General features: G+C 67.0%; 17 protein-coding genes. All 17 read left to right on the top strand.

From position 1 onward, the window contains the following. The 17 genes from ACXC9Q_RS27030 to rpsJ all read left to right on the top strand — a co-directional run bounded on the left by ACXC9Q_RS27030 (position 1) and on the right by rpsJ (position 23,344). Positions 1-1,329 (top strand): MCE family protein, encoded by a 1,329-nt coding sequence (locus ACXC9Q_RS27030; RefSeq protein WP_457059428.1) that lies wholly within the window; start codon positions 1-3, stop codon positions 1,327-1,329. Next, a complete protein-coding gene (locus ACXC9Q_RS27025) occupies positions 1,326-2,357 on the top strand; it encodes an MCE family protein (protein WP_457059427.1) in 1,032 nt (343 codons plus the stop codon). Before ACXC9Q_RS27030 ends, ACXC9Q_RS27025 begins: the two co-directional genes overlap by 4 nt. Continuing rightward, a complete protein-coding gene (locus ACXC9Q_RS27020; protein ID WP_457059426.1) occupies positions 2,354-3,367 on the top strand; it encodes an MCE family protein in 1,014 nt (337 codons plus the stop codon). Before ACXC9Q_RS27025 ends, ACXC9Q_RS27020 begins: the two co-directional genes overlap by 4 nt. After that, complete coding sequence (locus ACXC9Q_RS27015; protein WP_457059425.1) at positions 3,367-4,554, top strand: MCE family protein; 1,188 nt, start codon at positions 3,367-3,369, stop codon at positions 4,552-4,554. The genes ACXC9Q_RS27020 and ACXC9Q_RS27015 overlap by 1 nt, the downstream gene beginning before the upstream one ends. Further along, entirely contained in the window at positions 4,551-5,768 is a 1,218-nt protein-coding gene (locus ACXC9Q_RS27010) for an MCE family protein (protein ID WP_457059424.1), read from the top strand. The genes ACXC9Q_RS27015 and ACXC9Q_RS27010 overlap by 4 nt, the downstream gene beginning before the upstream one ends. Beyond that, a complete protein-coding gene (locus tag ACXC9Q_RS27005) occupies positions 5,765-7,054 on the top strand; it encodes an MCE family protein (RefSeq protein WP_457059423.1) in 1,290 nt (429 codons plus the stop codon). Before ACXC9Q_RS27010 ends, ACXC9Q_RS27005 begins: the two co-directional genes overlap by 4 nt. A 17-nt stretch (positions 7,055-7,071) precedes the next feature. After that, on the top strand, positions 7,072-7,542 hold the full coding sequence (locus ACXC9Q_RS27000) for a hypothetical protein (protein WP_457059422.1): 471 nt from the start codon (positions 7,072-7,074) through the stop codon (positions 7,540-7,542). Continuing rightward, on the top strand, positions 7,542-8,237 hold the full coding sequence (locus ACXC9Q_RS26995; protein WP_457059421.1) for a hypothetical protein: 696 nt from the start codon (positions 7,542-7,544) through the stop codon (positions 8,235-8,237). The genes ACXC9Q_RS27000 and ACXC9Q_RS26995 overlap by 1 nt, the downstream gene beginning before the upstream one ends. A gap of 263 nt (positions 8,238-8,500) precedes the next feature. Further along, complete coding sequence (gene rpoB, locus ACXC9Q_RS26990) at positions 8,501-11,986, top strand: DNA-directed RNA polymerase subunit beta (protein ID WP_328526107.1); 3,486 nt, start codon at positions 8,501-8,503, stop codon at positions 11,984-11,986. A 68-nt stretch (positions 11,987-12,054) separates the two neighbouring features. Further along, positions 12,055-15,915, top strand: coding sequence for a DNA-directed RNA polymerase subunit beta' (locus tag ACXC9Q_RS26985; RefSeq protein WP_457059420.1), 3,861 nt, complete (start codon positions 12,055-12,057; stop codon positions 15,913-15,915). Between the two features lie 178 nt (positions 15,916-16,093). Beyond that, the gene (locus tag ACXC9Q_RS26980) at positions 16,094-17,365 is read left to right on the top strand and encodes a nuclear transport factor 2 family protein (protein WP_457059419.1); all 1,272 of its coding nucleotides are present in this window, start codon (positions 16,094-16,096) and stop codon (positions 17,363-17,365) included. Then, the gene (locus ACXC9Q_RS26975) at positions 17,358-18,104 is read left to right on the top strand and encodes a maleylpyruvate isomerase family mycothiol-dependent enzyme (protein ID WP_457059418.1); all 747 of its coding nucleotides are present in this window, start codon (positions 17,358-17,360) and stop codon (positions 18,102-18,104) included. The genes ACXC9Q_RS26980 and ACXC9Q_RS26975 overlap by 8 nt, the downstream gene beginning before the upstream one ends. A 280-nt stretch (positions 18,105-18,384) precedes the next feature. Then, on the top strand, positions 18,385-18,759 hold the full coding sequence (rpsL, locus tag ACXC9Q_RS26970) for a 30S ribosomal protein S12 (protein ID WP_328526112.1): 375 nt from the start codon (positions 18,385-18,387) through the stop codon (positions 18,757-18,759). After that, positions 18,759-19,229, top strand: coding sequence for a 30S ribosomal protein S7 (gene rpsG, locus ACXC9Q_RS26965; RefSeq protein ID WP_130384648.1), 471 nt, complete (start codon positions 18,759-18,761; stop codon positions 19,227-19,229). Before rpsL ends, rpsG begins: the two co-directional genes overlap by 1 nt. 122 nt (positions 19,230-19,351) lie before the next feature. Beyond that, the gene (fusA, locus tag ACXC9Q_RS26960; RefSeq protein WP_457059462.1) at positions 19,352-21,412 is read left to right on the top strand and encodes an elongation factor G; all 2,061 of its coding nucleotides are present in this window, start codon (positions 19,352-19,354) and stop codon (positions 21,410-21,412) included. A gap of 73 nt (positions 21,413-21,485) precedes the next feature. Further along, on the top strand, positions 21,486-22,679 hold the full coding sequence (gene tuf / locus ACXC9Q_RS26955) for an elongation factor Tu (RefSeq protein ID WP_328526113.1): 1,194 nt from the start codon (positions 21,486-21,488) through the stop codon (positions 22,677-22,679). Positions 22,680-23,035: 356 nt separating this feature from the next. Beyond that, the gene (rpsJ, locus tag ACXC9Q_RS26950) at positions 23,036-23,344 is read left to right on the top strand and encodes a 30S ribosomal protein S10 (RefSeq protein WP_012923688.1); all 309 of its coding nucleotides are present in this window, start codon (positions 23,036-23,038) and stop codon (positions 23,342-23,344) included. Positions 23,345-23,353 lie beyond the last annotated feature (9 nt).

The following is a 23,353-nucleotide window of genomic DNA, read 5'->3' as shown; positions in this document are numbered from 1 at the left end:
ATGAGGAAACTGATCTCGCACAAGATCCTGGGTGTCGCCTTCATCGGCGTGCTGTGCTTCCTGCTCTGGCTGACGTACGCCTTCTACGCCAAGGTCTTCACCGAGACCGTGAACGTCGAGCTCAAGACCAGCCACATCGGCCTGCAGCTGAACGAGCACGCCGACGTGAAGCTGCGCGGCATCATCGTCGGCGAGGTCACCGGGGTCTCCACCGACGGCGACGAGGCGACCGTCAACCTGGCGCTCAAACCCGACCAGGTGGCCGAGATCTCCAGCGCGGTCAGCGCCCGGATCCTGCCGAAGACCCTGTTCGGCGAGAAGTACGTCGCGCTGGTGCCGCCGACCGGCGCGGAGGGACGGCACATCAAGGCCGGCGACGTCATCGCGCGGGACAAGACCGCGGTCGGCATCGAGATCGAGAAGGTGCTGAACGACGCGCTTCCGCTGCTGCAGGCGGTCGACCCGGCCGACCTGAACGCCACCCTGAACACGCTGGCCACCGCACTGGAGGGCCGCGGCGCCGAGATCGCCGGCACGCTGACCCAGCTCGACGGCTATCTGAAGAAGCTGAACCCGAGCGTCCCGAAGCTGATGGACGCGCTGACCAAGCTCACCCAGGTGGCCCAGCTGTACGGCGACGCGACGCCGGATCTCGTCCGTGCGCTCCGCAACCTGACCATCACCGGCAACACGGTGGTGGAGAAGCAGGTGCAGCTGCAGACGTTCTTCGTCGACGTGCAGAAGCTGTCCACGAGCGGGAACACCTTCCTGAAGGAGAACGAGGACCGGGTGATCCGGCTCGGCGAGGTCAGCCGGCCGGTGCTGGATCTGCTGGAGCGGTACTCGCCCGAGATGCCGTGCTTCCTCAAGGTGATGACGGATACCGCGCCGATCCTCAACGACACGTTCCGGGACGGCCGGCTGAACATCAACCTCGAGCTGATCACCAACCAGCCGACGCCGTACGAACCGAACGAGTTGCCGGCCTACAAGGACCACCGCGGGCCGACCTGTGTCGGGAAGAACTACAGCCATCCGGGGTCGAAGCCCGGTCCGTACACGCAGGAGAACCCGGCGCCGTACGTCACCGGTGACGACGGCGTGACCGGTGACCACAACAAGAGCCAGCGCTTCCCGCTGAACCTGCAGCTGAACCGCGCGATGCCCGGCTTCGACCTGGACACCCAGGGCGTCGGTACGCCGGCCGAGCAGAAGGTCGTCGACTCGGTCGTCGCACCGGAGATGGGTATCCCCGCGGCCGACGTTCCCGATCTGACCACTCTGCTGGTCGGCCCCCTCCTCCGGGGAGGCCAGGTGAATCTCAAATGAAGCTCCTCGACAAGAAGACCTCGCTCGACACTGTGCGGCTGGCGATCTTCGTGGTCGTCACCACGGTCGCGACCGCGCTGCTGGCGGTGACGATCGGCAACATCACCTTCAACGCGACCACGAAGTACCGGGCCGTGTTCACCGACGCGGTCGGGCTGAACAAGGGCGACGACATCCGGATCGCCGGCGTGAAGGTCGGCCAGGTCGACAAGATCGCGCTCTACCACGACACCTTGGCGATGGTGACGTTCAGCGTCGACTCCGACCAGATCCTCGACGCGTCGACGCACGCGACGTTGCGGTACCGGAACCTGGTCGGCAACCGCTACATCGCGCTCACCGACGGCGTGGGCGGCGGCGAGCGGCTGAAGAAGAACGGCATCATCCCGAAGGAGCGGACCGCGCCCGCGCTGGACCTGTCGGTGCTGTTCAACGGGTTCAAACCGCTGTTCACCGCGCTCACCCCGGCGGACGTGAACCAGTTCGCCTTCGAGGTGATCAAGGTGCTGCAGGGCGAGGGCGGCACGATCGAGTCGCTGCTGGCCAAGACGGCGTCGCTGACCACCACGCTGGCCGACGCGGACCAGGTGATCGGCGATCTGATCACCAACCTGACCGCGACCCTGCAGATCGTCTCGCAGCGGCAGCAGAACTTCTCCCAGCTGCTGGTGAACCTGCAGCAGTTCATCACCGGGCTGAGCCAGGACATCAACCCGATCCTGAATTCGCTCGGCTCGATCAACTCGCTGAACACCAAGACGGCCGGCCTGCTGCAGCAGACCCGGGTGCCGATCAAGGCGGACCTGGACCGGCTCCGCACGGTCGCGACCACGCTCGACGACACGCAGGCGATCTGGGTGAAGACGTTGCAGTACATGCCGGAGAAGCTGAACACGATGAGCCGGACCGCGTCGTACGGCTCCTGGTTCAACTTCTACCTGTGCAACTTCGACGGCAACGTCACCCTGCCCACCGGCACTCGCATTCCGGTCGCCTACGACCTCAACTCCGCGAGGTGCAAGAAGTGAAGCCCTTCCGCGAGCAGAACCAGGTGACCGTGGGCGTGATCGGCCTGACGGTGATCGGGCTGATCATGCTGGCCGCGTTCAAGGCGCAGGACCTGCCGCTGATCGGCGGCGGGACGAAGTACTCCGCGCAGTTCTCCGAGGCCGGCGGGCTCAAGCCGAACGACGAGATCCGGGTGGCCGGCGTCCGCGTCGGGCAGGTGCGGAAGGTCGAGCTCGAGGGCACCCACGTCCGGGTCGACTTCGTGGTGGACAAGGGCGTGAAACTCGGCGACCAGACCGGCGCCGAGATGAAGATCAAGACCCTGCTCGGCCAGAAGTACCTGAAGCTGAACCCGGCCGGCTCCGGTCAGCTCAGGGCCGGCTCCGAGATCCCGCTGGCCCGGACGGTTTCGGCGTACGACGTCGTGGACGCCTTCACCGATCTGGCCAACACGACCGAGCGGATCGACACGGCGCAGCTGGCCAAGGCGCTGGACACGCTGTCGGCGACGTTCAAGAACACCCCGGAAGAGGTGCAGGCGTCGCTGACCGGCCTGTCCCGCCTGTCCCGGAACGTGGCCAAACGCGACGAGCAGCTCAAGCTCCTGCTGCAGCACTCGAACGTGGTCACCAAGGTCCTTGCCGACCGCAACCAACAGCTGATCAAGCTGATGAAGGACGGCAACTCCGTCTTCCAGGCCGTGCAGGCGCGGCGGGCGCTGATCCACCAGTTGCTGGTCTCGACGCAGAAGCTGTCCGCGCAGATCACCGCGCTGGTCCGGGAGAACCGTAAGGACCTCAGCCCGACCCTGACGAAGGTGAACGCCGTCCTCGCGGTCCTGCTGAAGAACCAGAACGATCTGGACGCCAGCATCAAGGGGCTGGCGCCGTTCGTCCGGCTGTTCACCAACACGCTCGGCACCGGCCCGTGGTTCGACGTCTACCTGCAGAACCTGGCGCCCGTCCCGGAGATCCCGCTGCCGAAGGTCGGGATACCCGGCCTGCCCACGATCCTGGGAGGTGGCGGCTGATGCGGCTCGCCTCCGTATCCCGGTTGATCGCGATCGCAGTGGTCCTGGTGATCCTCGCGGTCAGCGTGGTGACGCTGTGGCCGAAGCCCGCGCGGGTGACGGCGACGGCGTACTTCCCGCGTGCGGTGTCGGTGTACCCGGGCTCTGACGTCCGCATCCTCGGTATCAAGGTCGGCGAGGTGGAGAGCGTCACTCCGGCCGGCCGGAGCGTGCGGGTGAAGTTCTGGTGGGAGGCCAAGCACAAGGTGCCCGCCAATGCCAAGGCTGTGATCGCGTCCCCGTCGATCGTGGCCGACCGGTACATCCAGCTCACCCCGGCGTACTCCAAGGGTGACGTGATGGCCGACGGCGCGGAGATCCCGCTCACGCGGACCGCCGTACCGCTCGAGCTGGACCAGATCTACCAGAGCCTGAACGACCTGTCGGTCGCACTCGGCCCGAAGGGCGCCAACGACCAGGGCGCGCTGTCGCGGCTGCTGGACGTCTCGGCGAGGAACCTGAACGGCCAAGGCCAGAAGCTGAACCAGACGATCACGGACGTGTCGAAGCTGACCGGCACGCTGGCGGGCAACTCGCAGAGCCTGTTCAGCACGATCCGGCAGTTGCAGACGTTCGTGTCCGCACTCGCGGCGAACGATGCGCTGGTCCGCCAGTTCAACAACAACTTCGCCGCCACCTCGACCACGCTGGCCGGTGAGCGCAAGGACCTTTCGTCGGCGCTGTCGCTGCTGGCGACCGCGCTCGGCGAGGTCGCGACGTTCGTCAAGGACAACCGGACGCTGGTGAAGACCACGGTCTCCAGCGCCACCGCGCTGTCGCAGATCCTGGTCAACGAGAAGGCCGCGCTGACCGAGGTGCTCGACACGGCTCCGCTCGGCCTGGGCAACCTGGCCCGCATCTACAACCCGCAGTTCGGGACGCTGGACCAGCGGATCAACGCGGCCCAGCTGGACGACCCGGCGACGTTCATCTGCTCGCTCCTGCTGCAGGTGAACCAGCCGATCTCGACCTGTTCGGCGCTGAAGCCGGTGCTCGACGCCCTGCCGAAGCTGCCGCTGCTGAGCCAGCTGACCGGCAGCGCCCCGGCCAGCGGCGGCCCGGCCGGTACGCCGTGGGCCCCGCTCCCGAAGGCGCCATTGAACAGCCCTGACCCGGTCGACCCGACACTCGGGGGGCTGGTCCGATGAGGCGCCGTACGACGATTGTGGCCGCGGCCGTGGCTTTCGCGACCCTGCTCACCGGGTGTGATTTCAGTGTGTACTCGTTGCCGTTGCCCGGTGGCGCGAAGATCAAGGGGCCGTCGTACACGGTGACGGTCGAGTTCGCCGATGTGCTGGACCTGGTGCCGAAGTCGTCGGTCAAGGTGGACGACGTCACCGTCGGCACGGTCGAGAAGGTCTGGCTCGACGGGTACGTCGCGAAGGTGCGGATCAAGCTGCCGAAGAGCCTCGACCTGCCGGACAACGCGCACGCGACGATCCGCCAGACCAGCCTGCTCGGCGAGAAGTTCGTGTCGCTGTCCCGGCCGACCGGATCGGAGGAGCCGCGCGGCAAGCTGGACAACGGCGAGGTCATCCCGCTGTCCCGGACCACCAGCAACGTCGAGGTCGAGGAAGTCCTGTCCGCGCTCTCCCTGCTGCTGAACGGCGGCGGCGTGGCCCAGCTGCAGATCATCACCCAGGAGCTGAACAAGGCCCTGACCGGCAACGAGCCGGCCATTCGCAGCGTGCTGACCCAGCTGAACACCTTCGTCGGCACCCTGGACCAGAACAAGCAGCAGATCATCACCGCGATCACCGCGGTCGACGCGCTGGCCAAGAAGCTGAATGCGCAGAAGGCCACCCTGGCGACCGCGATCGACTCGCTGCCGAAGTCGATCGCCACCCTGGACAAGCAGCGCGCGGCCCTGGTCAAGACGCTGCAGGCGCTGGCGACCCTGGGCAACACCGCGACGAGGGTGATCACATCCGCGCAGAAGGACCTGGTCGCGAACCTGCGGTCGCTGTACCCGATCCTGACCAAGCTGGCCGAGGCAGGGGAGGACCTGCCGAAGTCGCTCGAGTTGCTGTTCACGTATCCGTTCCCGGACGGGGCCGCCAAGGCGGTCGGCGGTGACTTCACCAACCTGGGCATCACCCTCGACGTGAACACGCAGAAGGCGCTGAAGGGCATCCTCGGGCTGAACCTGCCGACCGCCGGTCCGACGGCGCTGCCGACCGGCCGGATCAGCCTCCCGCTGCACAACCCGACCGGCGGCGGCCTGCCGACGTTGCCGGTGCCGACCGGTACGGCGACGACCTGCATCACGCTGCTCGGGTTGCCGGTCTGTACGCCGAAGCTCAACCGGTCCGGGTTCGATCCCGATCTGGCCAGGGCCCTGATGCCGGGGGTGGCCAAGTGATCACCAGAGCGGTCCGGATCCAGTTGATGGTGTTCCTGCTGATCACCGTCGTCGGGGTCGCCTTCGTGGGCGCGAAGTACGCCCAGGTGGACAAGCTGTTCTTCGACGAGGACTACACGGTCAGCGCCAGCTTCGCCGAGTCCGGCGGCATCTTCACCGGCGCCGAGGTGACGTACCGCGGCCAGCCGGTCGGCCGGGTCGGCCAGCTCAAGCTGCTGTCCGACGGTGTCCAGGTGAACCTCGACATCGACAACAAGCAGAAGATCCCGAACGACCTGCTCGCGGTGGTCGCGAACCGGTCCGCGATCGGCGAGCAGTACGTCGACCTGCAGCCGCGGCGCGACACCGGTCCGTACCTGCAGAACAACTCGACGATCGCCCGGCAAGATACTGCGATTCCGATCGACACGACCGAGCTGCTGCTGAACCTCGACCAACTGGTCAACTCGGTCGACAAGGAGAGCCTGCGCACCACGGTCCGCGAGCTCGGGACCGCGCTGAAGGGCAAGGGCACCGACCTGCAGAAGATCATCGACAGCTCCGGCAAGCTGATCGACGACGCGGACGCGAACGTGTTGCAGACGATCAAGCTGATCAACGACGGCGACACCGTGCTCGCCACCCAGGTGGCCAGCGGCGACGCGATCAAGACCTGGGCGAAGAACCTCGCGCTGCTGTCCGACACTCTGGTCAGCTCGGACGCGAACCTGCGCCAGGTGATCGACCAGGGCTCGGCCGCCTCGTCGCAGGTCACCGGCCTGATCGAGGACAACCGTGCGGACATCGCGGTGCTGCTCGGTAACCTGCTGACGGTGAACGAGATCACCGCGGTCCGGCTCGACGCCGTCGAACAGCTGCTGGTGGTGTATCCGGCGGTGGTGATGGGCGGGTACGTCGTACCCGCGAAGGACCCCGGGACCGGGCACTACGACGCGCACTTCGGCCTGGTGCTCGGGCTCACCCCGCCCGCCTGCCGGCCCGGGTACGGCGGGACGGACAAGCGGGTCCCGCAGGACACGTCGAACACCAAGGCCAACGCCAAGGCGAGCTGCACCGCGAACCCGTCGACCGGCGTCAACGTCCGCGGCGCGCAGAACAAGCCGAGCCCGTCGTCCCGCGAGCTGAACCGGACCGGATACGGCATCGGCTACGACCCGGCCACCGGCGATGCCGGCGGGTCCGGCGGGATGCCGGAGATCGTCCTCGGCTCCACCGGCGGCCAGGCCGACCTGCTCGGCAGCGACTCCTGGAAAGCCCTGATTCTCGGACCGGTGACCAGCAAGTGACTTCCAAGCGTGGCCCCATGATTCTGGCGTGGGCGCTCAGCGTCCTGCTCGTCATCGCACTTTCCGGAGCGACGACCGCGGTGATCGCGCTGCGGAAGCAGAGCGCGGACGACTCCGAGCGGGAGGGTGCGATGAAGGCGGGCCGGCAACTGGCCCTCGACTTCACCACCTATGACTACAACACGTGGGACGCCGACTCGAAACGGGTGCTGGACGACTCGACCGGGCAGTTCAAGCAGGAGTTCCAGTCCGGCATCGACGCGGTGAAGACCGACGTGGTGACCAACAAGGCGACCTCCAAAGGCGACGTGAAGGAGGCCGCGGTGGTCTCGAACGACAAGGACTCCGCTCAGGTGCTGGTGATCGTGAACGCGGTGGTGACGAACACGGCCTCGGCCGACGGTGTCGAGCGCCGCTACCGGATCAAGCTGGACATGGTCCGTGAGAAGGACCGCTGGCTGACCGCCGACCTCCAGGTGGTGGGCTGATGCCGGACCGCTCCCGCAACCGCCCCCGCATCGCGGGCCAGCGCCGTACCTCGGGTACGGCGCTCGACGAAGTGACAACGAACGACACCGAAGCGACCGAAGAGGCGTTCCCACCGGCTTCGGAGGATGTGACCCCAGCCACATCGACGCCTCCGGAGGCCCCCGCGGAGGACATTTCCGAGGCGCCGACGGTTACGGACGGTGACACGACGCGCGGTCTGGGCCGGATGCTGACCGTGGCCCTCGGGGTGGCCGTCGTACTGGTGCTGACCGTCGCGGTGGTGCTCGGGATCAAGGCGTGGCAGGGCAAGCAGGCCGAGGACGCCCGCGACCAGGCCGCCGCGGCCGGCCGGAAAGCGGCCGAGACCGCGCTCAGCTACGACTACCGGGACCTGGACAAGAGCTTCGCCGCGGCCCGGGCGACGATGACCCCGGAGTTCGCCGGCAAGTTCGACGAGACCGCGAAGGTGGCCGGCGAGCTGGCCACCAAGACCAAGGCGACGGTCAAGGCCGACGTCCGCGAGGTCGGGGTCCGCGACGGCGACGCCGACCGGGTCACGCTGATCATCTTCGTGAACCAGACCACCACCAGCACGATCACGCAGGGTAAGCCCCGGGTGGATCTGAACCGGACCCGGTTCACGATGGTCCGAAAGGGCGACCAATGGCTGGTCCAGGAGATCGCCGGACTGTAGTCTCTTTGTGACTCCGCACCAGCAGGACGCCGGGCGGCTCGCGGGTGATCTACCCGCTGGAGACCCCGGGTCGGTCCTTGACGGAGAGGGTGGTCCGACGGCATAGTGTTGGACCCCATTGGACAGGCTTGCCTGGATCATGTAACCTATTGCTTTGCGCTGCCTTTACTTACACCCTGGCTCGGGTCTCGACTTGACTAGGGTGGTTCGGCGTGCGCTCCCAGCACCGAAGTGATTTCTGCGAGCCCGTGGAAGGACGCCCCTTGGTCGCCTCGCGCAACCCCCAGTCCGACAGCATTTCCGACGTTTCCGGCTCACCACGCCGCATCTCCTTCGCAAAGATCTCCGAACCTCTCGAGGTTCCGGATCTGCTTGCGCTGCAGGTGGACAGTTTCGACTGGCTGGTCGGCAACGAAACGTGGCAGGCCCGTGTGGCCGCCGCCGAGGCCGAGGGACGGACCGAACTGTCCGGCCCTTCCGGCCTGGAAGAGATTTTCGAGGAGATCTCCCCGATCGAGGACTTCAGCGGCACCATGTCGCTGTCGTTCCGCGACCACCGCTTCGAGCCTCCGAAGAACACGGTCGACGAGTGCAAGGAGCGGGATGTCACCTACTCCGCGCCGCTGTTCGTCACCGCCGAGTTCATGAACAACGAGACCGGCGAGATCAAGAGCCAGACCGTCTTCATGGGTGACTTCCCGCTGATGACGCGCAAGGGCACCTTCGTCATCAACGGCACCGAGCGTGTCGTGGTGTCCCAGCTCGTCCGCTCGCCCGGTGTGTACTTCGAGCGCACGCCGGACAAGACGTCGGACAAGGACATCTTCACCGCCAAGATCATCCCGTCGCGCGGTGCGTGGCTGGAGTTCGAGGTCGACAAGCGCGACATGGTGGGCGTGCGGCTGGACCGCAAGCGCAAGCAGAACGTCACCGTGCTGCTCAAGGCGCTCGGCTGGACCGACGCGCAGATCCTGGAGGAGTTCGGCGACTACGAGTCGATCCGGCTCACCCTGGAGAAGGACCACACCTCCGGGCAGGACGACGCGCTGCTGGACATCTACCGCAAGCTGCGGCCGGGCGAGCCGCCGACGCGGGAGGCCGCGCAGGCGCTGCTGGACAACTACTACTTCAACGGCAAGCGCTACGACCTGGCCAAGGTCGGCCGCTACAAGATCAACAAGAAGCTCGGCCGCGACGAGGCCCACGACACCGCGGTGCTGACGATCGACGACATCGTCGCCACGATCAAGTACCTGGTGGCACTGCACGAGGGCAAGACCGAGCTGCCCGCGCCGACCGGTGAGATCGTCGTCGAGGAAGACGACATCGACCACTTCGGCAACCGCCGGCTGCGCACCGTCGGCGAGCTGATCCAGAACCAGCTGCGCACCGGCCTGGCCCGGATGGAGCGCGTGGTCCGGGAGCGGATGACGACCCAGGACGTCGAGGCGATCACGCCGCAGACCCTGATCAACATCCGTCCGGTGGTGGCGGCGCTGAAGGAGTTCTTCGGCACCTCCCAGCTGTCCCAGTTCATGGACCAGACCAACCCGATCGCGGGTCTGACCCACAAGCGCCGCCTGTCGGCCCTTGGCCCGGGTGGTCTGAGCCGCGAGCGGGCCGGCTTCGAGGTTCGCGACGTGCACCCGTCCCACTACGGCCGGATGTGCCCGATCGAGACCCCGGAAGGCCCGAACATCGGTCTGATCGGCTCGCTCGCGACGTACGGCCGGGTGAACCCGTTCGGCTTCGTCGAGACGCCGTACCGCAAGGTCGTCGACGGCCAGGTCACCGATCAGGTGGACTACCTGACCGCGGACGAGGAGGACCGGTTCGTCATCGCGCAGGCGAACGCCGCGCTGACCGACGACGACCGGTTCGCCGAGGACCGGGTGCTGGTCCGCCGGCGCCACGGTGAGGTCGAGCTCGTGCTGGTCGAGGACGTGGACTACATGGACGTCTCGCCGCGCCAGATGGTGTCGGTGGCGACCGCGATGATCCCGTTCCTCGAGCACGACGACGCCAACCGCGCCCTGATGGGCTCCAACATGCAGCGCCAGGCCGTTCCGCTGATCACCGCGGACGCCCCCCTGGTCGGTACCGGCATGGAGTTCCGCGGTGCGGTCGACGCCGGTGACGTGGTGGTGGCCGACAAGGCCGGCGTGATCAAGGAGGTGTCGGCCGACCTGATCGAGGTCGCCGCCGACGACGGCACGTACCAGACCTACCGGCTGGCGAAGTTCCGCCGCTCGAACCAGGGCACCTGCATCAACCAGCGCCCGCTGGTCGACGCCGGGCAGCGGGTCGAGGTCGGCACGCCGCTGGCCGACGGTCCGTGCACCGACGAGGGCGAGATGGCGCTCGGCCGCAACATGCTGGTCGCCTTCATGCCGTGGGAGGGCCACAACTACGAGGACGCGATCATCCTCTCCCAGCGCGTCGTCCAGCAGGACCTGCTGACCTCGATCCACATCGAGGAGCACGAGGTCGACGCTCGCGACACCAAGCTGGGCCCGGAGGAGATCACCCGGGACATCCCGAACGTCTCCGACGAGATGCTGGCCGACCTGGACGAGCGCGGCATCATCCGGATCGGCGCCGAGGTCACCACCGGTGACATCCTGGTCGGCAAGGTCACGCCCAAGGGTGAGACCGAGCTGACCCCGGAGGAGCGGCTGCTCCGGGCGATCTTCGGTGAGAAGGCGCGGGAGGTCCGCGACACCTCGCTGAAGGTGCCGCACGGCGAGGAGGGCACCGTCATCGGTGTCCGGGTCTTCGACCGCGACAACGGCGACGAACTGCCGCCGGGCGTCAACCAGCTGGTCCGGGTGTACGTCGCCCAGAAGCGCAAGATCTCGGTCGGCGACAAGCTGGCCGGCCGGCACGGCAACAAGGGCGTCATCTCCAAGATCCTGCCGGTCGAGGACATGCCGTTCCTCGAGGACGGCACCCAGGTCGACATCATCCTGAACCCGCTGGGCGTGCCCGGCCGGATGAACGTCGGTCAGGTGCTCGAGACCCACCTCGGCTGGATCGCCAGCCGCGGCTGGGAGGTCGACCCGGAGAATCAGGAGGAGTGGGCCCAGCGGCTGATCAAGATCGGCGCCGGTTCCGCGGCTCCGATGACGAATGTCGCCACCCCGGTCTTCGACGGCGCCAAGGAGGAGGAGGTCACCGGCCTGCTCGGCTCCACGCTGCCGAACCGCGACGGTGTCCGGATGGTCGACGGCTCGGGCAAGGCCCGGCTGTTCGACGGCCGTTCGGGTGAGCCGTTCCCGGAGCCGGTTGGCGTCGGTTACATGTACATGCTGAAGCTGCACCACCTGGTCGACGACAAGATCCACGCACGGTCGACCGGTCCGTACTCGATGATCACGCAGCAGCCGCTGGGCGGTAAGGCCCAGTTCGGCGGCCAGCGGTTCGGCGAGATGGAGGTGTGGGCCCTGGAGGCCTACGGTGCCGCCTTCGCGCTGCAGGAGCTGCTCACGATCAAGTCGGACGACGTGGTCGGTCGCGTCAAGGTGTACGAAGCGATCGTCAAGGGCGAGAACATCCCGGAGCCGGGTATCCCGGAGTCCTTCAAGGTTCTGGTCAAGGAAATGCAGTCCCTGTGTCTGAACGTGGAAGTGCTCTCGTCCGACGGAAGCCGGGTCGAGATGCGCGACAGCGAGGAGGACGTCTTCCGTGCCGCGGAGGAACTGGGCATCGATCTGTCCCGGCGTGAGCCGAACAGCGTCGAGGAGGTCTGAGCGGGTTGCCGCTTGAGATCAACAACCAACTCACTCAGACCATTTTTAGCAACGGGAGATAACACATCGTGCTCGACGTGAACTTCTTCGACGAGCTTCGGATCGGCCTGGCGACCGCGGATGAGATCCGCCAGTGGTCGCACGGCGAGGTCAAGAAGCCCGAGACGATCAACTACCGGACGCTCAAGCCCGAGCGTGACGGCCTTTTCTGCGAGAAGATCTTCGGTCCCACCCGGGACTGGGAGTGCTACTGCGGCAAGTACAAGCGCGTTCGCTTCAAGGGCATCATCTGCGAGCGGTGTGGCGTCGAGGTCACCCGCTCCAAGGTGCGCCGTGAGCGGATGGGCCACATCGAGCTGGCCGCCCCGGTCACCCACATCTGGTACTTCAAGGGTGTCCCGTCGCGGCTCGGCTACCTGCTCGACCTCGCCCCGAAGGACCTCGAGAAGGTCATCTACTTCGCGGCGTACATGATCACCGACGTCGACGAGGAGGCGCGGCACCGCGACCTCTCGTCGCTGGAGGGTCGCACCGACGTCGAGCGCAAGCAGCTCGAGAACCGGCGCGACAACGACATCGAGCAGCGGATGAAGAAGCTCGAGGAGGACCTGGCGCAGCTCGAGGCCGAGGGCGCCAAGGCCGACGTACGGCGCAAGGTCAAGGAAGGCGCCGAGCGTGAGGTCAAGCAGTTGCGCGACCGTGCGCAGCGCGAGATCGACCGCCTCGACGAGGTCTGGACCCGGTTCAAGAACCTGAAGGTCCAGGACCTGGAGGGCGACGAGATCCTCTACCGCGCCATGAAGGAGCGGTTCGGCAAGTACTTCGAGGGCGCCATGGGTGCCGCCGCGATCCAGCGCCGGCTGGAGACCTTCGACCTGAAGGCCGAGGCGGACAACCTGCGCGAGACGATCAAGACCGGCAAGGGCCAGCGCAAGACCCGCGCCCTGAAGCGGCTCAAGGTCGTCACCGCGTTCCTGGCCACCAACAACAGCCCGATGGGCATGGTGCTCGACTGCGTTCCGGTGATCCCGCCGGACCTGCGGCCGATGGTCCAGCTCGACGGTGGCCGGTTCGCCACCTCGGACCTGAACGACCTGTACCGCCGGGTGATCAACCGGAACAACCGGCTCAAGCGACTGCTCGACCTGGGCGCGCCGGAGATCATCGTCAACAACGAGAAGCGGATGCTGCAGGAGGCCGTCGACGCGCTGTTCGACAACGGCCGTCGTGGCCGTCCGGTCACCGGCCCGGGCAACCGGCCGCTGAAGTCGCTGTCCGACATGCTCAAGGGCAAGCAGGGCCGCTTCCGGCAGAACCTGCTGGGCAAGCGCGTCGACTACTCCGGCCGTTCGGTCATCGTGGTCGGCCCGCAGCTGAAGCTGCACCAGTGCGGTCTGCCGAAGGCGATGGCGCTGGAGCTGTTCAAGCCGTTCGTGATGAAGCGGCTGGTCGACCTCAACCACGCGCAGAACATCAAGTCCGCCAAGCGGATGGTCGAGCGCCAGCGCGCCCAGGTCTGGGACGTGCTGGAAGAGGTCATCACCGAGCACCCGGTCCTGCTCAACCGTGCACCAACCCTGCACCGGCTGGGCATCCAGGCGTTCGAGCCGCAGCTGATCGAGGGCAAGGCGATCCAGATCCACCCGCTCGTCTGCTCCGCGTTCAACGCGGACTTCGACGGTGACCAGATGGCGGTGCACCTGCCGCTGTCGGCCGAGGCGCAGGCCGAGGCCCGGATCCTGATGCTGTCGACGAACAACATCCTGAAGCCGGCCGACGGCCGTCCGGTCACGATGCCGACGCAGGACATGATCATCGGCATCTACTTCCTGACCATGCTCAAGGAGGGCGCGCTCGGCGAGGGCCGGGCGTTCAGCTCGGTGGCCGAGGCGCTGATGGCGTTCGACCGCAACGAGCTGTCGCTGCAGGCCAAGATCACGCTGCGGCTGGACGAGTCCGGCGTACCGGCCGGTGCCACCGAGCGTGCCGACGGCGGGTTCGCGCTGGAGACCACGCTGGGCCGGGCGCTGTTCAACGAGGCGCTGCCGCAGGACTACCCGTTCGTGGACGTCGAGGTCGGCAAGAAGCAGCTGGGCGGGATCGTCAACGACCTGGCCGAGCGGTACTCCAAGGTCGAGGTCGCCAACGCCCTCGACGCGCTGAAGGACCTCGGTTTCCGCTGGGCCACCCGCTCGGGTGTCACGGTGTCGATCGACGACTTCAGCACGCCGCCGAGCAAGCCGGAGATCATGGCTCGCTACGAGTCGCAGGCCGAGAAGGTCCAGAAGCAGTTCGAGCGAGGTCTGATCACCTCGTCCGAGCGGCGCCAGGAGCTGATCGAGATCTGGACCGGCGCCAACGCCGAGGTCGGCAAGGCCATGGAGGAGAACTTCGAGAAGGCCAACCCGATCTGGATGATGGTCCACTCGGGTGCCCGAGGCAACATGATGCAGATCCGGCAGATCGCCGGTATGCGTGGCCTGGTGGCCAACCCGAAGGGTGAGATCATCGCCCGGCCGATCAAGTCCAACTTCCGCGAGGGTCTGTCGGTGGTCGAGTACTTCATCGCCACCCACGGTGCCCGGAAGGGTCTGGCCGACACCGCGCTGCGGACCGCCGACTCGGGGTACCTGACCCGTCGTCTGGTGGACGTGTCGCAGGACGTGATCATCCGCGAGGAGGACTGCGGGACCGAGCGGGGTCTGCCGAAGAAGATCGGCGAGAAGGACCCGTCGGGCAAGGTCGTGCACGCCGAGAACGTGGAGACCAGCGCCTACGCACGGACGCTCGCCGGCGACGTCTCCGACGCCGACGGCAACGTCGTCCTCGAGGCCGGCGCTGACCTGGGCGACGTGTCGATCGCCAAGCTGGTCGACGCCGGGATCGAAGAGGTCAAGGTCCGGTCGGTGCTCACCTGTGACGCCAAGACCGGTACCTGCGCGAAGTGCTACGGCCGTTCGCTGGCGACCGGCAAGCCGGTCGACATCGGTGAGGCCGTCGGCATCATCGCGGCGCAGTCCATCGGTGAGCCGGGTACGCAGCTGACGATGCGTACCTTCCACACCGGTGGTGTCGCGGGTGATGACATCACCCACGGTCTGCCGCGTGTGGTCGAGCTCTTCGAGGCCCGTCAGCCCAAGGGCAAGGCGCCGATCGCCGAGGCCGCGGGCCGGATCGCGATCGAGGACACCGACAAGACCCGGAAGCTGGTGCTCACCCCGGACGACGGTTCCGAGGAGGTCGCCTACCCGGTGTCGAAGCGTGGCCGCCTGCTGATCGAAGAGGGTCAGCACGTCGAGGTCGGCCAGCAGCTGACGCAGGGTACGCCGGACCCGCAGGAGGTGCTGCGGATCCTCGGCGTACGCAAGGCGCAGGAGCACCTGGTGGACGAGGTCCAGGAGGTGTACCGGTCGCAGGGTGTGGCCATCCACGACAAGCACATCGAGATCATCGTCCGGCAGATGCTGCGCCGGGTCACGGTGATCGAGTCGGGCGACGCCCAGCTGCTGCCGGGTGAGCTCGCGGACCGGATCACCTTCGAGGCGGAGAACCGTCGCGTGGTGGCCGAGGGCGGTACGCCGGCCTCCGGTCGTCCGGTGCTGATGGGTATCACCAAGGCCTCGCTGGCGACCGAGTCGTGGCTGTCGGCCGCCTCCTTCCAGGAGACGACCCGCGTCCTCACCGAGGCCGCGATCCACGGCAAGTCCGACTCGCTGGTCGGTCTGAAGGAGAACGTCATCATCGGCAAGCTGATCCCGGCCGGTACGGGCATGGACCGGTACCGCAACATCCGGGTGGAGCCCACCGAGGAGGCGAAGGCCGCGATGTACTCGATGGTCGGCTACGAGTCGTACGACTACGACTTCGGCCCGTCCACCGGACAGTCGGTCCCGCTCGACGACTTCGACCTCGGTTCCTACCAGAACTGAGCCAAGTCACCCACGAGGGCGGCACTCCCACTAGGGGGTGCCGCCCTCGCGGCGTTCCAGGGTTCAAACGCTTGGCTGACAGGGGATTCCGGCGTTCTGGGCGAGCTCGTACGGCGGTCTGGCGAAGACACTCGGGGTGGCGGCTGAAAGTGTCCGGCGGATGCGCCAAGATTGGGGCATGACGGATCTCCCGGCCTATCTGCGGCCCTTTGTCCTGGGAGTTTTGGACGGGCCCGACGTGCGGGTGGACAGACTGGGAGAGATCGACTTCTATCGCCCGGCCGGGACTGCCCGGACCGGGGCGGTGCTGTTCGTGCACGGGGGTCCCGGACCCGCCGGCCTCGAGGTGATGCCGCGGGACTGGCCGGTCTACCGGGGGTACGCGACCGCAGCCGCCAGGCGGGGCCTGGTGGCCGCTGTCGTCGACCACAGCCTGATCTATGGCCTCGACCGCCTGGTCACCGCCGCGGACGAGGTGGAGGCCGCGGTCGGCGTCCTGCGTTCCGATCCACGCGTCGACCCCGATCGGGTCGGCCTGTGGTTCTTCTCCGGCGCCGGCCTGCTGGCGGGGGAGTGGCTGGACAGCCGCCCCGACTGGCTGCGGTTCGTCGCCCTGTCCTATCCCCTGCTCGCCACCCCGCCCGGTGTCGACGATCTGGTAAACGCCGCCGAAGTGATCGGCAAACACAAGGATCTGCCGGTGCTGCTGACCAGAGCCGGGCTCGAGCGCGAGGAGCTCGCCGGTCCGGTCGCGGAGTTCGTTTCCGCGGGTGGCAGCTCGCTGGACATCATCGACGTACCGAAAGGGCACCACGGGTTCGACATGCTCGACCACACCGAAGAATCACGCGCCGCCGTCACCAAGGCTCTGGACTGGGCGATCGCCCATCTGGGCGAGGAACCCGGCGGCGAGGAGAAGTTGCTCGTCCCACCCCCGCCGCCGGCCAAGAAGACCACGACCACCCGCCGTAGGACGCCTGCCGCCAAGCCCGCAGCAGCGGTCAAGGAAGCACCGGCAGTTGCTGATCCTGCCAGTCAGCAGGTGCCCACTCCTACTCCCACGCCTGCCGCCACCATGGCGCCGCTGGCCGACCTGGGCGCCGCCACCGTCGCCGCTGTCACGGCGGATACGCCCGCCGCGCGCGTCGTCGGGCGCGAGCACGCCGCGTACGCTGCTCACGACCTGGAGGCGTTCCTGGCGATGTACTCGCCGACCGCGCGGATCCAGCTCGTCGACGGCACCGAGCTGAAGGGCCGCCGGTTCCTGCGCGAGCACTACCGGCCGCGGTTCGACGCCGGGCGCTGCAAGACCGAGGTGGTGCAGAAGCTGATGCTCGGCGACTGGGTGGTCGAGCACGTGCTGGCCTACGACACCGGCGAACCGGCCGCCCAGCTCGCGCTCTATCGCGTCGCCGACGGATTGATCACCGAAGTCGAGTTCCGTGCCTGAACCGATCGACCATCTCTCCGAGTTCGAGCGGACGGCCGCGGAGGTCGCGGCCGTGCTCGACCGGGTGGACCCGGCCGCCGTGGTGCCGAACTGCCCGGGCTGGACGCTGGCCGACCTGGCCATGCACCTCGGTTCGGGGCAGCGCTGGGCCGCGTCGATCGTGCTCAGCGGCATCTCCCAGAAGCGCCCGGAGGTCCTGCGTACGACGATCTCCTGGTCCGACTGGTATGCCGGTACGACCGCCGCACTGGCCGCCGCGCTGCGGGCCGTCGATCCGGACGAACCGTGCTGGAACTTCGCGCCGGTCGATCAGCGGGCGGGATTCTGGTCCCGGCGGCGCATGCATGAGACGGTCATCCATCTCGTGGACGCCGTCCAGGCTGAAGCCCGGGAGGCCACTGGTCTGGACGTGATACCTGCGGAGATCGCGGCCGACGGGGTCGACGAGGTGTTCGGGGTGTTCCTGCCCCGGATGCTGGCCCGCGGGGCGAAGCCGGCGGTCACCCGGCAGGTCGGCGTACGCGCGATCGACACGGGCGGCGAATGGACGCTGACGCCTGTGGCTGAAGGGGATCGGCCGCAGGTGGAGCGGGGGAAGGCAGCCGGTGAGGCGGTCCTCTCGGGGACCGCGGCAGAGCTGGACCTCTGCCTCTGGAAGCGCTTGCCCGCGGACGTTCTGGAGGTCGAGGGGGACCGCTCGGTGGCAGCCGCTTTCCTGGCCGGTAAGACCACTCCGTAGACCCTGTAGACTGGAGAAGCGGAATGGCCTCTGCGCCGGTCGGGTAGTCATTTTGACCGTGCTTGAGGCAGCCGCTAGTCTTAACGATCGTGCCCGGGTCATCCTGGGCCGTCATGCGTGCCCCTCGTCGAACCGGGTCTGCGCGCGTGGCACGGGACTCCTGCCGACAGTCTGGAAGATTACGGCTTCGGTACGCCCGTGCGCACGCGACACACCCGACCGCGGGGGTCAGGCAAGCAACAGCAGAGAGATAGCCGGACGACAGAAAGAGACCTACGCGGTGCCCACCATTCAGCAGCTGGTCCGCAAGGGCCGCCAGGACAAGGTGTCCAAGAACAAGACGCCCGCCCTGAAGGGTTCCCCTCAGCGTCGCGGTGTGTGCACGCGCGTCTACACGACTACGCCGAAGAAGCCGAACTCGGCGCTTCGGAAGGTCGCGCGTGTCCGCCTGACCAGCGGCATCGAGGTCACCGCGTACATCCCCGGCGTCGGCCACAACCTGCAGGAGCACTCGATCGTGCTCGTGCGCGGCGGTCGTGTGAAGGACCTGCCCGGTGTCCGGTACAAGATCATCCGCGGTTCGCTCGACACCCAGGGTGTGAAGAACCGCAAGCAGGCCCGCAGCCACTACGGCGCGAAGAAGGAGAAGAGCTAATGCCGCGCAAGGGCCCCGCCCCGAAGCGCCCGGTCATCATCGACCCGGTCTACAGTTCGCCGCTCGTCACCCAGTTGATCTCCAAGATCCTGGTCGACGGCAAGAAGCAGATCGCGCAGAGCATCGTCTACAACGCGCTCGAGGGCACCCGCACCAAGACCGGCACGGACCCGGTGATCACGCTGAAGCGTGCGCTGGACAACGTGAAGCCGAGCATCGAGGTGAAGAGCCGCCGCGTCGGTGGCGCCACCTACCAGGTGCCGATCGAGGTCAAGCCCGGTCGTTCGACCACGCTCGCCCTGCGCTGGCTGACGTCGTACTCCCGTGCGCGTCGCGAGAAGACCATGTCCGAGCGCCTGATGAACGAGATCCTGGATGCCTCCAACGGCCTGGGAGCCTCGGTGAAGCGCCGCGAGGACACGCACAAGATGGCCGAAGCCAACAAGGCTTTCGCCCACTACCGCTGGTGATCCGGGGTCCGATCCGGACCCCAGCGCTCACCCCTTTGACGCAGTACAGAATCGAGAGGTAGACCACCGAGGTGGCCGTACAAATCACCACCGACCTGGCCAAGGTCCGCAACATCGGGATCATGGCTCACATCGACGCCGGCAAGACGACGACGACCGAGCGGATCCTCTTCTACACCGGTATCACCTACAAGATCGGTGAGGTCCACGACGGCGCCGCCACGATGGACTGGATGGAGCAGGAGCAGGAGCGCGGCATCACGATCACGTCCGCCGCGACGACCTGCACCTGGAAAGACCACACCATCAACATCATCGACACCCCGGGCCACGTCGACTTCACCGTCGAGGTGGAGCGTTCGCTGCGCGTCCTCGACGGTGCCGTCGCGGTGTTCGACGGTGTCGCCGGCGTGGAGCCGCAGTCGGAGACCGTATGGCGCCAGGCGGACCGGTACGGCGTGCCGCGGATCTGCTTCGTGAACAAGCTGGACCGGACCGGTGCGGAGTTCATGCGCTGCGTCGATATGATCGTCGACCGGCTGGCCGCGGTGCCGCTGGTGCTGCAGCTGCCGATCGGTGCGGAGTCGGACTTCATCGGCGTCGTCGACCTGATCGGGATGCGCGCGCTGACCTGGCGCGGCGAGACCACGATGGGTGAGGACTACACCGTCGAGGAGATCCCGGCCAGCCACACCGAGATCGCCGCCGAGTGGCGCGACAAGCTGATCGAGACGCTGGCCGAGGCCGACGACGAGATCATGGAGATGTACCTGGAGGGCGACGAGCCGAGCCAGGAGCAGATCGTCGCGGCCATCCGGCGGGCGACCATCGCCAGCAAGCTGACCCCGGTCCTGACTGGTACGGCGTTCAAGAACAAGGGCGTCCAGCCGCTGCTCGACGCGATCAACGCGTTCCTGCCGAGCCCGCTCGACGTTCCGGCCATCGAGGGCCACGACGTCAAGGACAGCGACAAGGTCGTCCTGCGCAAGCCGGACGACAGCGAGCCGTTCTCGGCGCTGGCGTTCAAGATCGCGGCCGACCCGCACCTGGGCAAGCTGACCTTCATCCGGGTCTACTCCGGCAAGCTGGAGACCGGCACCCAGGTCCTGAACCCCACCAAGGGGCGCAAGGAGCGGATCGGCAAGATCTACCGCATGCACGCGAACAAGCGTGAGGAGATCGCGTCGATCGGCGCCGGGCACATCGTCGCCGTGATGGGTCTGAAGGACACCACCACCGGTGAGACGCTGGCCGACCCGGCCAAGCCCGTCGTACTGGAGTCGATGCAGTTCCCGGCCCCGGTCATCTCGGTCGCCATCGAGCCCAAGTCGAAGGGCGACCAGGAGAAGCTGGGCGTCGCGATCCAGCGGCTCGCCGAGGAGGACCCGACCTTCCAGGTCCGGACCGACGAGGACACCGGCCAGACCATCATCGCCGGTATGGGTGAGCTGCACCTCGAGGTGCTGGTCGACCGGATGAAGCGCGAGTTCCGGGTCGAGGCCAACGTCGGCAAGCCGCAGGTCGCCTACCGCGAGACCATCAAGAAGAAGGTCGAGAAGGTCGACTACACGCACAAGAAGCAGACCGGCGGTTCGGGTCAGTTCGCGCGCGTGATCATCGACATCGAGCCGACCAGCGTCGAGGCTGGTGGTGAGGGCGGGTACGAGTTCGTCAACGCCGTCACCGGCGGCCGCATCCCCCGGGAGTACATCCCGTCGGTGGACGAGGGCGCCCAGGAGGCGATGGAGTTCGGCGTACTGGCCGGCTACCCGATGGTGGATGTCAAGGTGACGCTGCGAGACGGCGCCTACCACGACGTCGACTCCTCCGAGCTCGCGTTCAAGATCGCCGGTTCGATGGCCTTCAAGGATGCCGCCCGCAGGGCGACCCCGGTCATCCTGGAGCCGATGTTCGCGGTCGAGGTCATCACGCCCGAGGACTACATGGGTGAAGTGATCGGCGACCTCAACTCACGCCGCGGCCAGATCCAGTCGATGGACGAGGGCCCCGGTGGCAGCCGGGCCATCAAGGCCCTGGTGCCGTTGTCCGAGATGTTCGGGTATGTCGGTGACCTGCGGTCCAAGACCCAGGGCCGCGCGTCCTACTCGATGCAGTTCGATTCCTACGCCGAGGTTCCGAAGAACGTGGCGGAAGAGATCATCAAGAAGGCCCGGGGCGAGTAGTCTCTCGCATCCGGACCAACCACCCACAGCGCGTCGGCGTACGGCGTAGTCAACATTTACTAGGAGGGCCCCAGTGGCGAAGGCGAAGTTCGAGCGGACTAAGCCGCACGTCAACATCGGCACCATCGGTCACATCGACCACGGTAAGACCACTCTTACCGCGGCGATCACCAAGGTGCTGCACGACAAGTACCCGACCCTCAACGAGGCGTCGGCCTTCGACCAGATCGACAAGGCGCCCGAAGAGCGTCAGCGCGGTATCACCATCTCGATCGCGCACGTCGAGTACCAGACCGAGGCCCGGCACTACGCCCACGTTGACTGCCCGGGTCACGCGGACTACATCAAGAACATGATCACCGGTGCGGCCCAGATGGACGGCGCGATCCTGGTCGTCGCCGCCACCGACGGCCCGATGCCGCAGACGCGTGAGCACGTGCTGCTCGCCCGCCAGGTCGGCGTGCCGGCCATGGTCGTGGCGCTGAACAAGTGCGACATGGTCGACGACGAGGAGATCCTGGAGCTCGTCGAGCTCGAGGTCCGCGAGCTGCTCTCGGAGCAGGAGTTCGACGGCGACAACGCCCCGGTCATCAAGGTCGCGGCGCACCCGGCACTGCAGGGTGACGCGAAGTGGGGCGAGTCGATCCTCGAGCTGATGGACGCGGTCGACTCCTACATCCCGCAGCCGGTCCGCGAGGTCGACAAGCCGTTCCTGATGCCGGTGGAGGACGTCTTCACCATCACCGGTCGCGGCACGGTCATCACCGGCCGGATCGAGCGCGGTATCGTCAAGATCAACGAGACCGTCGACATCGTCGGCATCCGTCCGGAGAAGCAGACCACCACGGTCACCGGCATCGAGATGTTCCGCAAGCTGCTGGACGAGGGTCAGGCCGGTGAGAACGTCGGTCTGCTGCTGCGTGGCACCAAGCGCGAGGACGTCGAGCGCGGCATGGTCGTCATCAAGCCGGGCACCACGACCCCGCACACCAACTTCGACGCCTCGGTCTACATCCTGTCGAAGGAGGAGGGCGGCCGTCACACGCCGTTCTTCCAGAACTACCGCCCGCAGTTCTACTTCCGCACCACGGACGTCACCGGCGTCGTCACGCTGCCCGAGGGCACCGAGATGGTCATGCCGGGCGACAACACCGACATGTCGGTCGAGCTGATCCAGCCGATCGCCATGGAAGAGGGCCTGAAGTTCGCGATCCGCGAAGGTGGCCGCACCGTCGGCGCCGGCCGGGTCACCAAGATCATCAAGTGATCTCACGAGGTCCGCGAGGGCTCGCACGCTGAGCCCCCGCGGACCTCTGCTTTGCGCCTGATCCGGCGCTCAGGTGGGACCGGATCAGGCGTGAGGCCACCCGATTGGCGTTCCGGCGCCGATCTCTGGCACAATGTTCAGGTTGCTCAGGCGAGGCCGCCGGGGCGCGCCCCAGACCATGTCTGGCGGGTGCGCCGGACCGGAGACCATGCCGAGGTTCCGGTCCGAGACCGGGCCCCGATCACCAATCCAGGTCGATGAAGCGGTGAGTCACGCGCGTGCCGCGCACGCGACACACCCGACCGCGGGGGTCGGAGCAACGCAACGAAGACGATAGAGAAGGACGAAGCGAAGCGATGGCGGGACAAAAGATCCGCATCCGGCTGAAGGCCTACGACCACGAGGTCATCGACAGCTCGGCGCGCAAGATTGTCGACACGGTGACGCGTACTGGTGCGAAGGTTGCTGGCCCGGTGCCGTTGCCGACGGAAAAGAACGTGTTCTGCGTCATCCGCTCGCCGCACAAGTACAAGGACAGCCGCGAGCACTTCGAGATGCGCACCCACAAGCGGCTCATCGACATCATCGACCCCACGCCGAAGACCGTCGACTCGCTGATGCGGCTCGACCTGCCGGCCGGTGTCGACATCGAGATCAAGCTCTGAGGGACGCGA

The sequence above is a fragment of the Kribbella sp. CWNU-51 genome (genome assembly GCF_054073265.1).
Note: the sequence above shows the minus strand (reverse complement) of the source record. Positions and strands in the feature narration are given on the sequence as shown.

Bases quoted from the DNA above. Each gene is read 5' to 3' on its own strand.
- fusA (WP_457059462.1), top strand. From the start codon at position 19,352: ATGGCTCACATCGACGCCGGCAAGACGACGACGACCGAGCGGATCCTC.
- ACXC9Q_RS27000 (WP_457059422.1), top strand. From the start codon at position 7,072: ATGATTCTGGCGTGGGCGCTCAGCGTCCTGCTCGTCATCGCACTTTCC.
- ACXC9Q_RS27030 (WP_457059428.1), top strand. From the start codon at position 1: ATGAGGAAACTGATCTCGCACAAGATCCTGGGTGTCGCCTTCATCGGC.
- rpsJ (WP_012923688.1), top strand. From the start codon at position 23,036: ATGGCGGGACAAAAGATCCGCATCCGGCTGAAGGCCTACGACCACGAG.
- ACXC9Q_RS27025 (WP_457059427.1), top strand. From the start codon at position 1,326: ATGAAGCTCCTCGACAAGAAGACCTCGCTCGACACTGTGCGGCTGGCG.
- ACXC9Q_RS27010 (WP_457059424.1), top strand. From the start codon at position 4,551: ATGAGGCGCCGTACGACGATTGTGGCCGCGGCCGTGGCTTTCGCGACC.
- ACXC9Q_RS27015 (WP_457059425.1), top strand. From the start codon at position 3,367: ATGCGGCTCGCCTCCGTATCCCGGTTGATCGCGATCGCAGTGGTCCTG.
- ACXC9Q_RS26980 (WP_457059419.1), top strand. From the start codon at position 16,094: ATGACGGATCTCCCGGCCTATCTGCGGCCCTTTGTCCTGGGAGTTTTG.
- rpsG (WP_130384648.1), top strand. From the start codon at position 18,759: ATGCCGCGCAAGGGCCCCGCCCCGAAGCGCCCGGTCATCATCGACCCG.
- ACXC9Q_RS26995 (WP_457059421.1), top strand. From the start codon at position 7,542: ATGCCGGACCGCTCCCGCAACCGCCCCCGCATCGCGGGCCAGCGCCGT.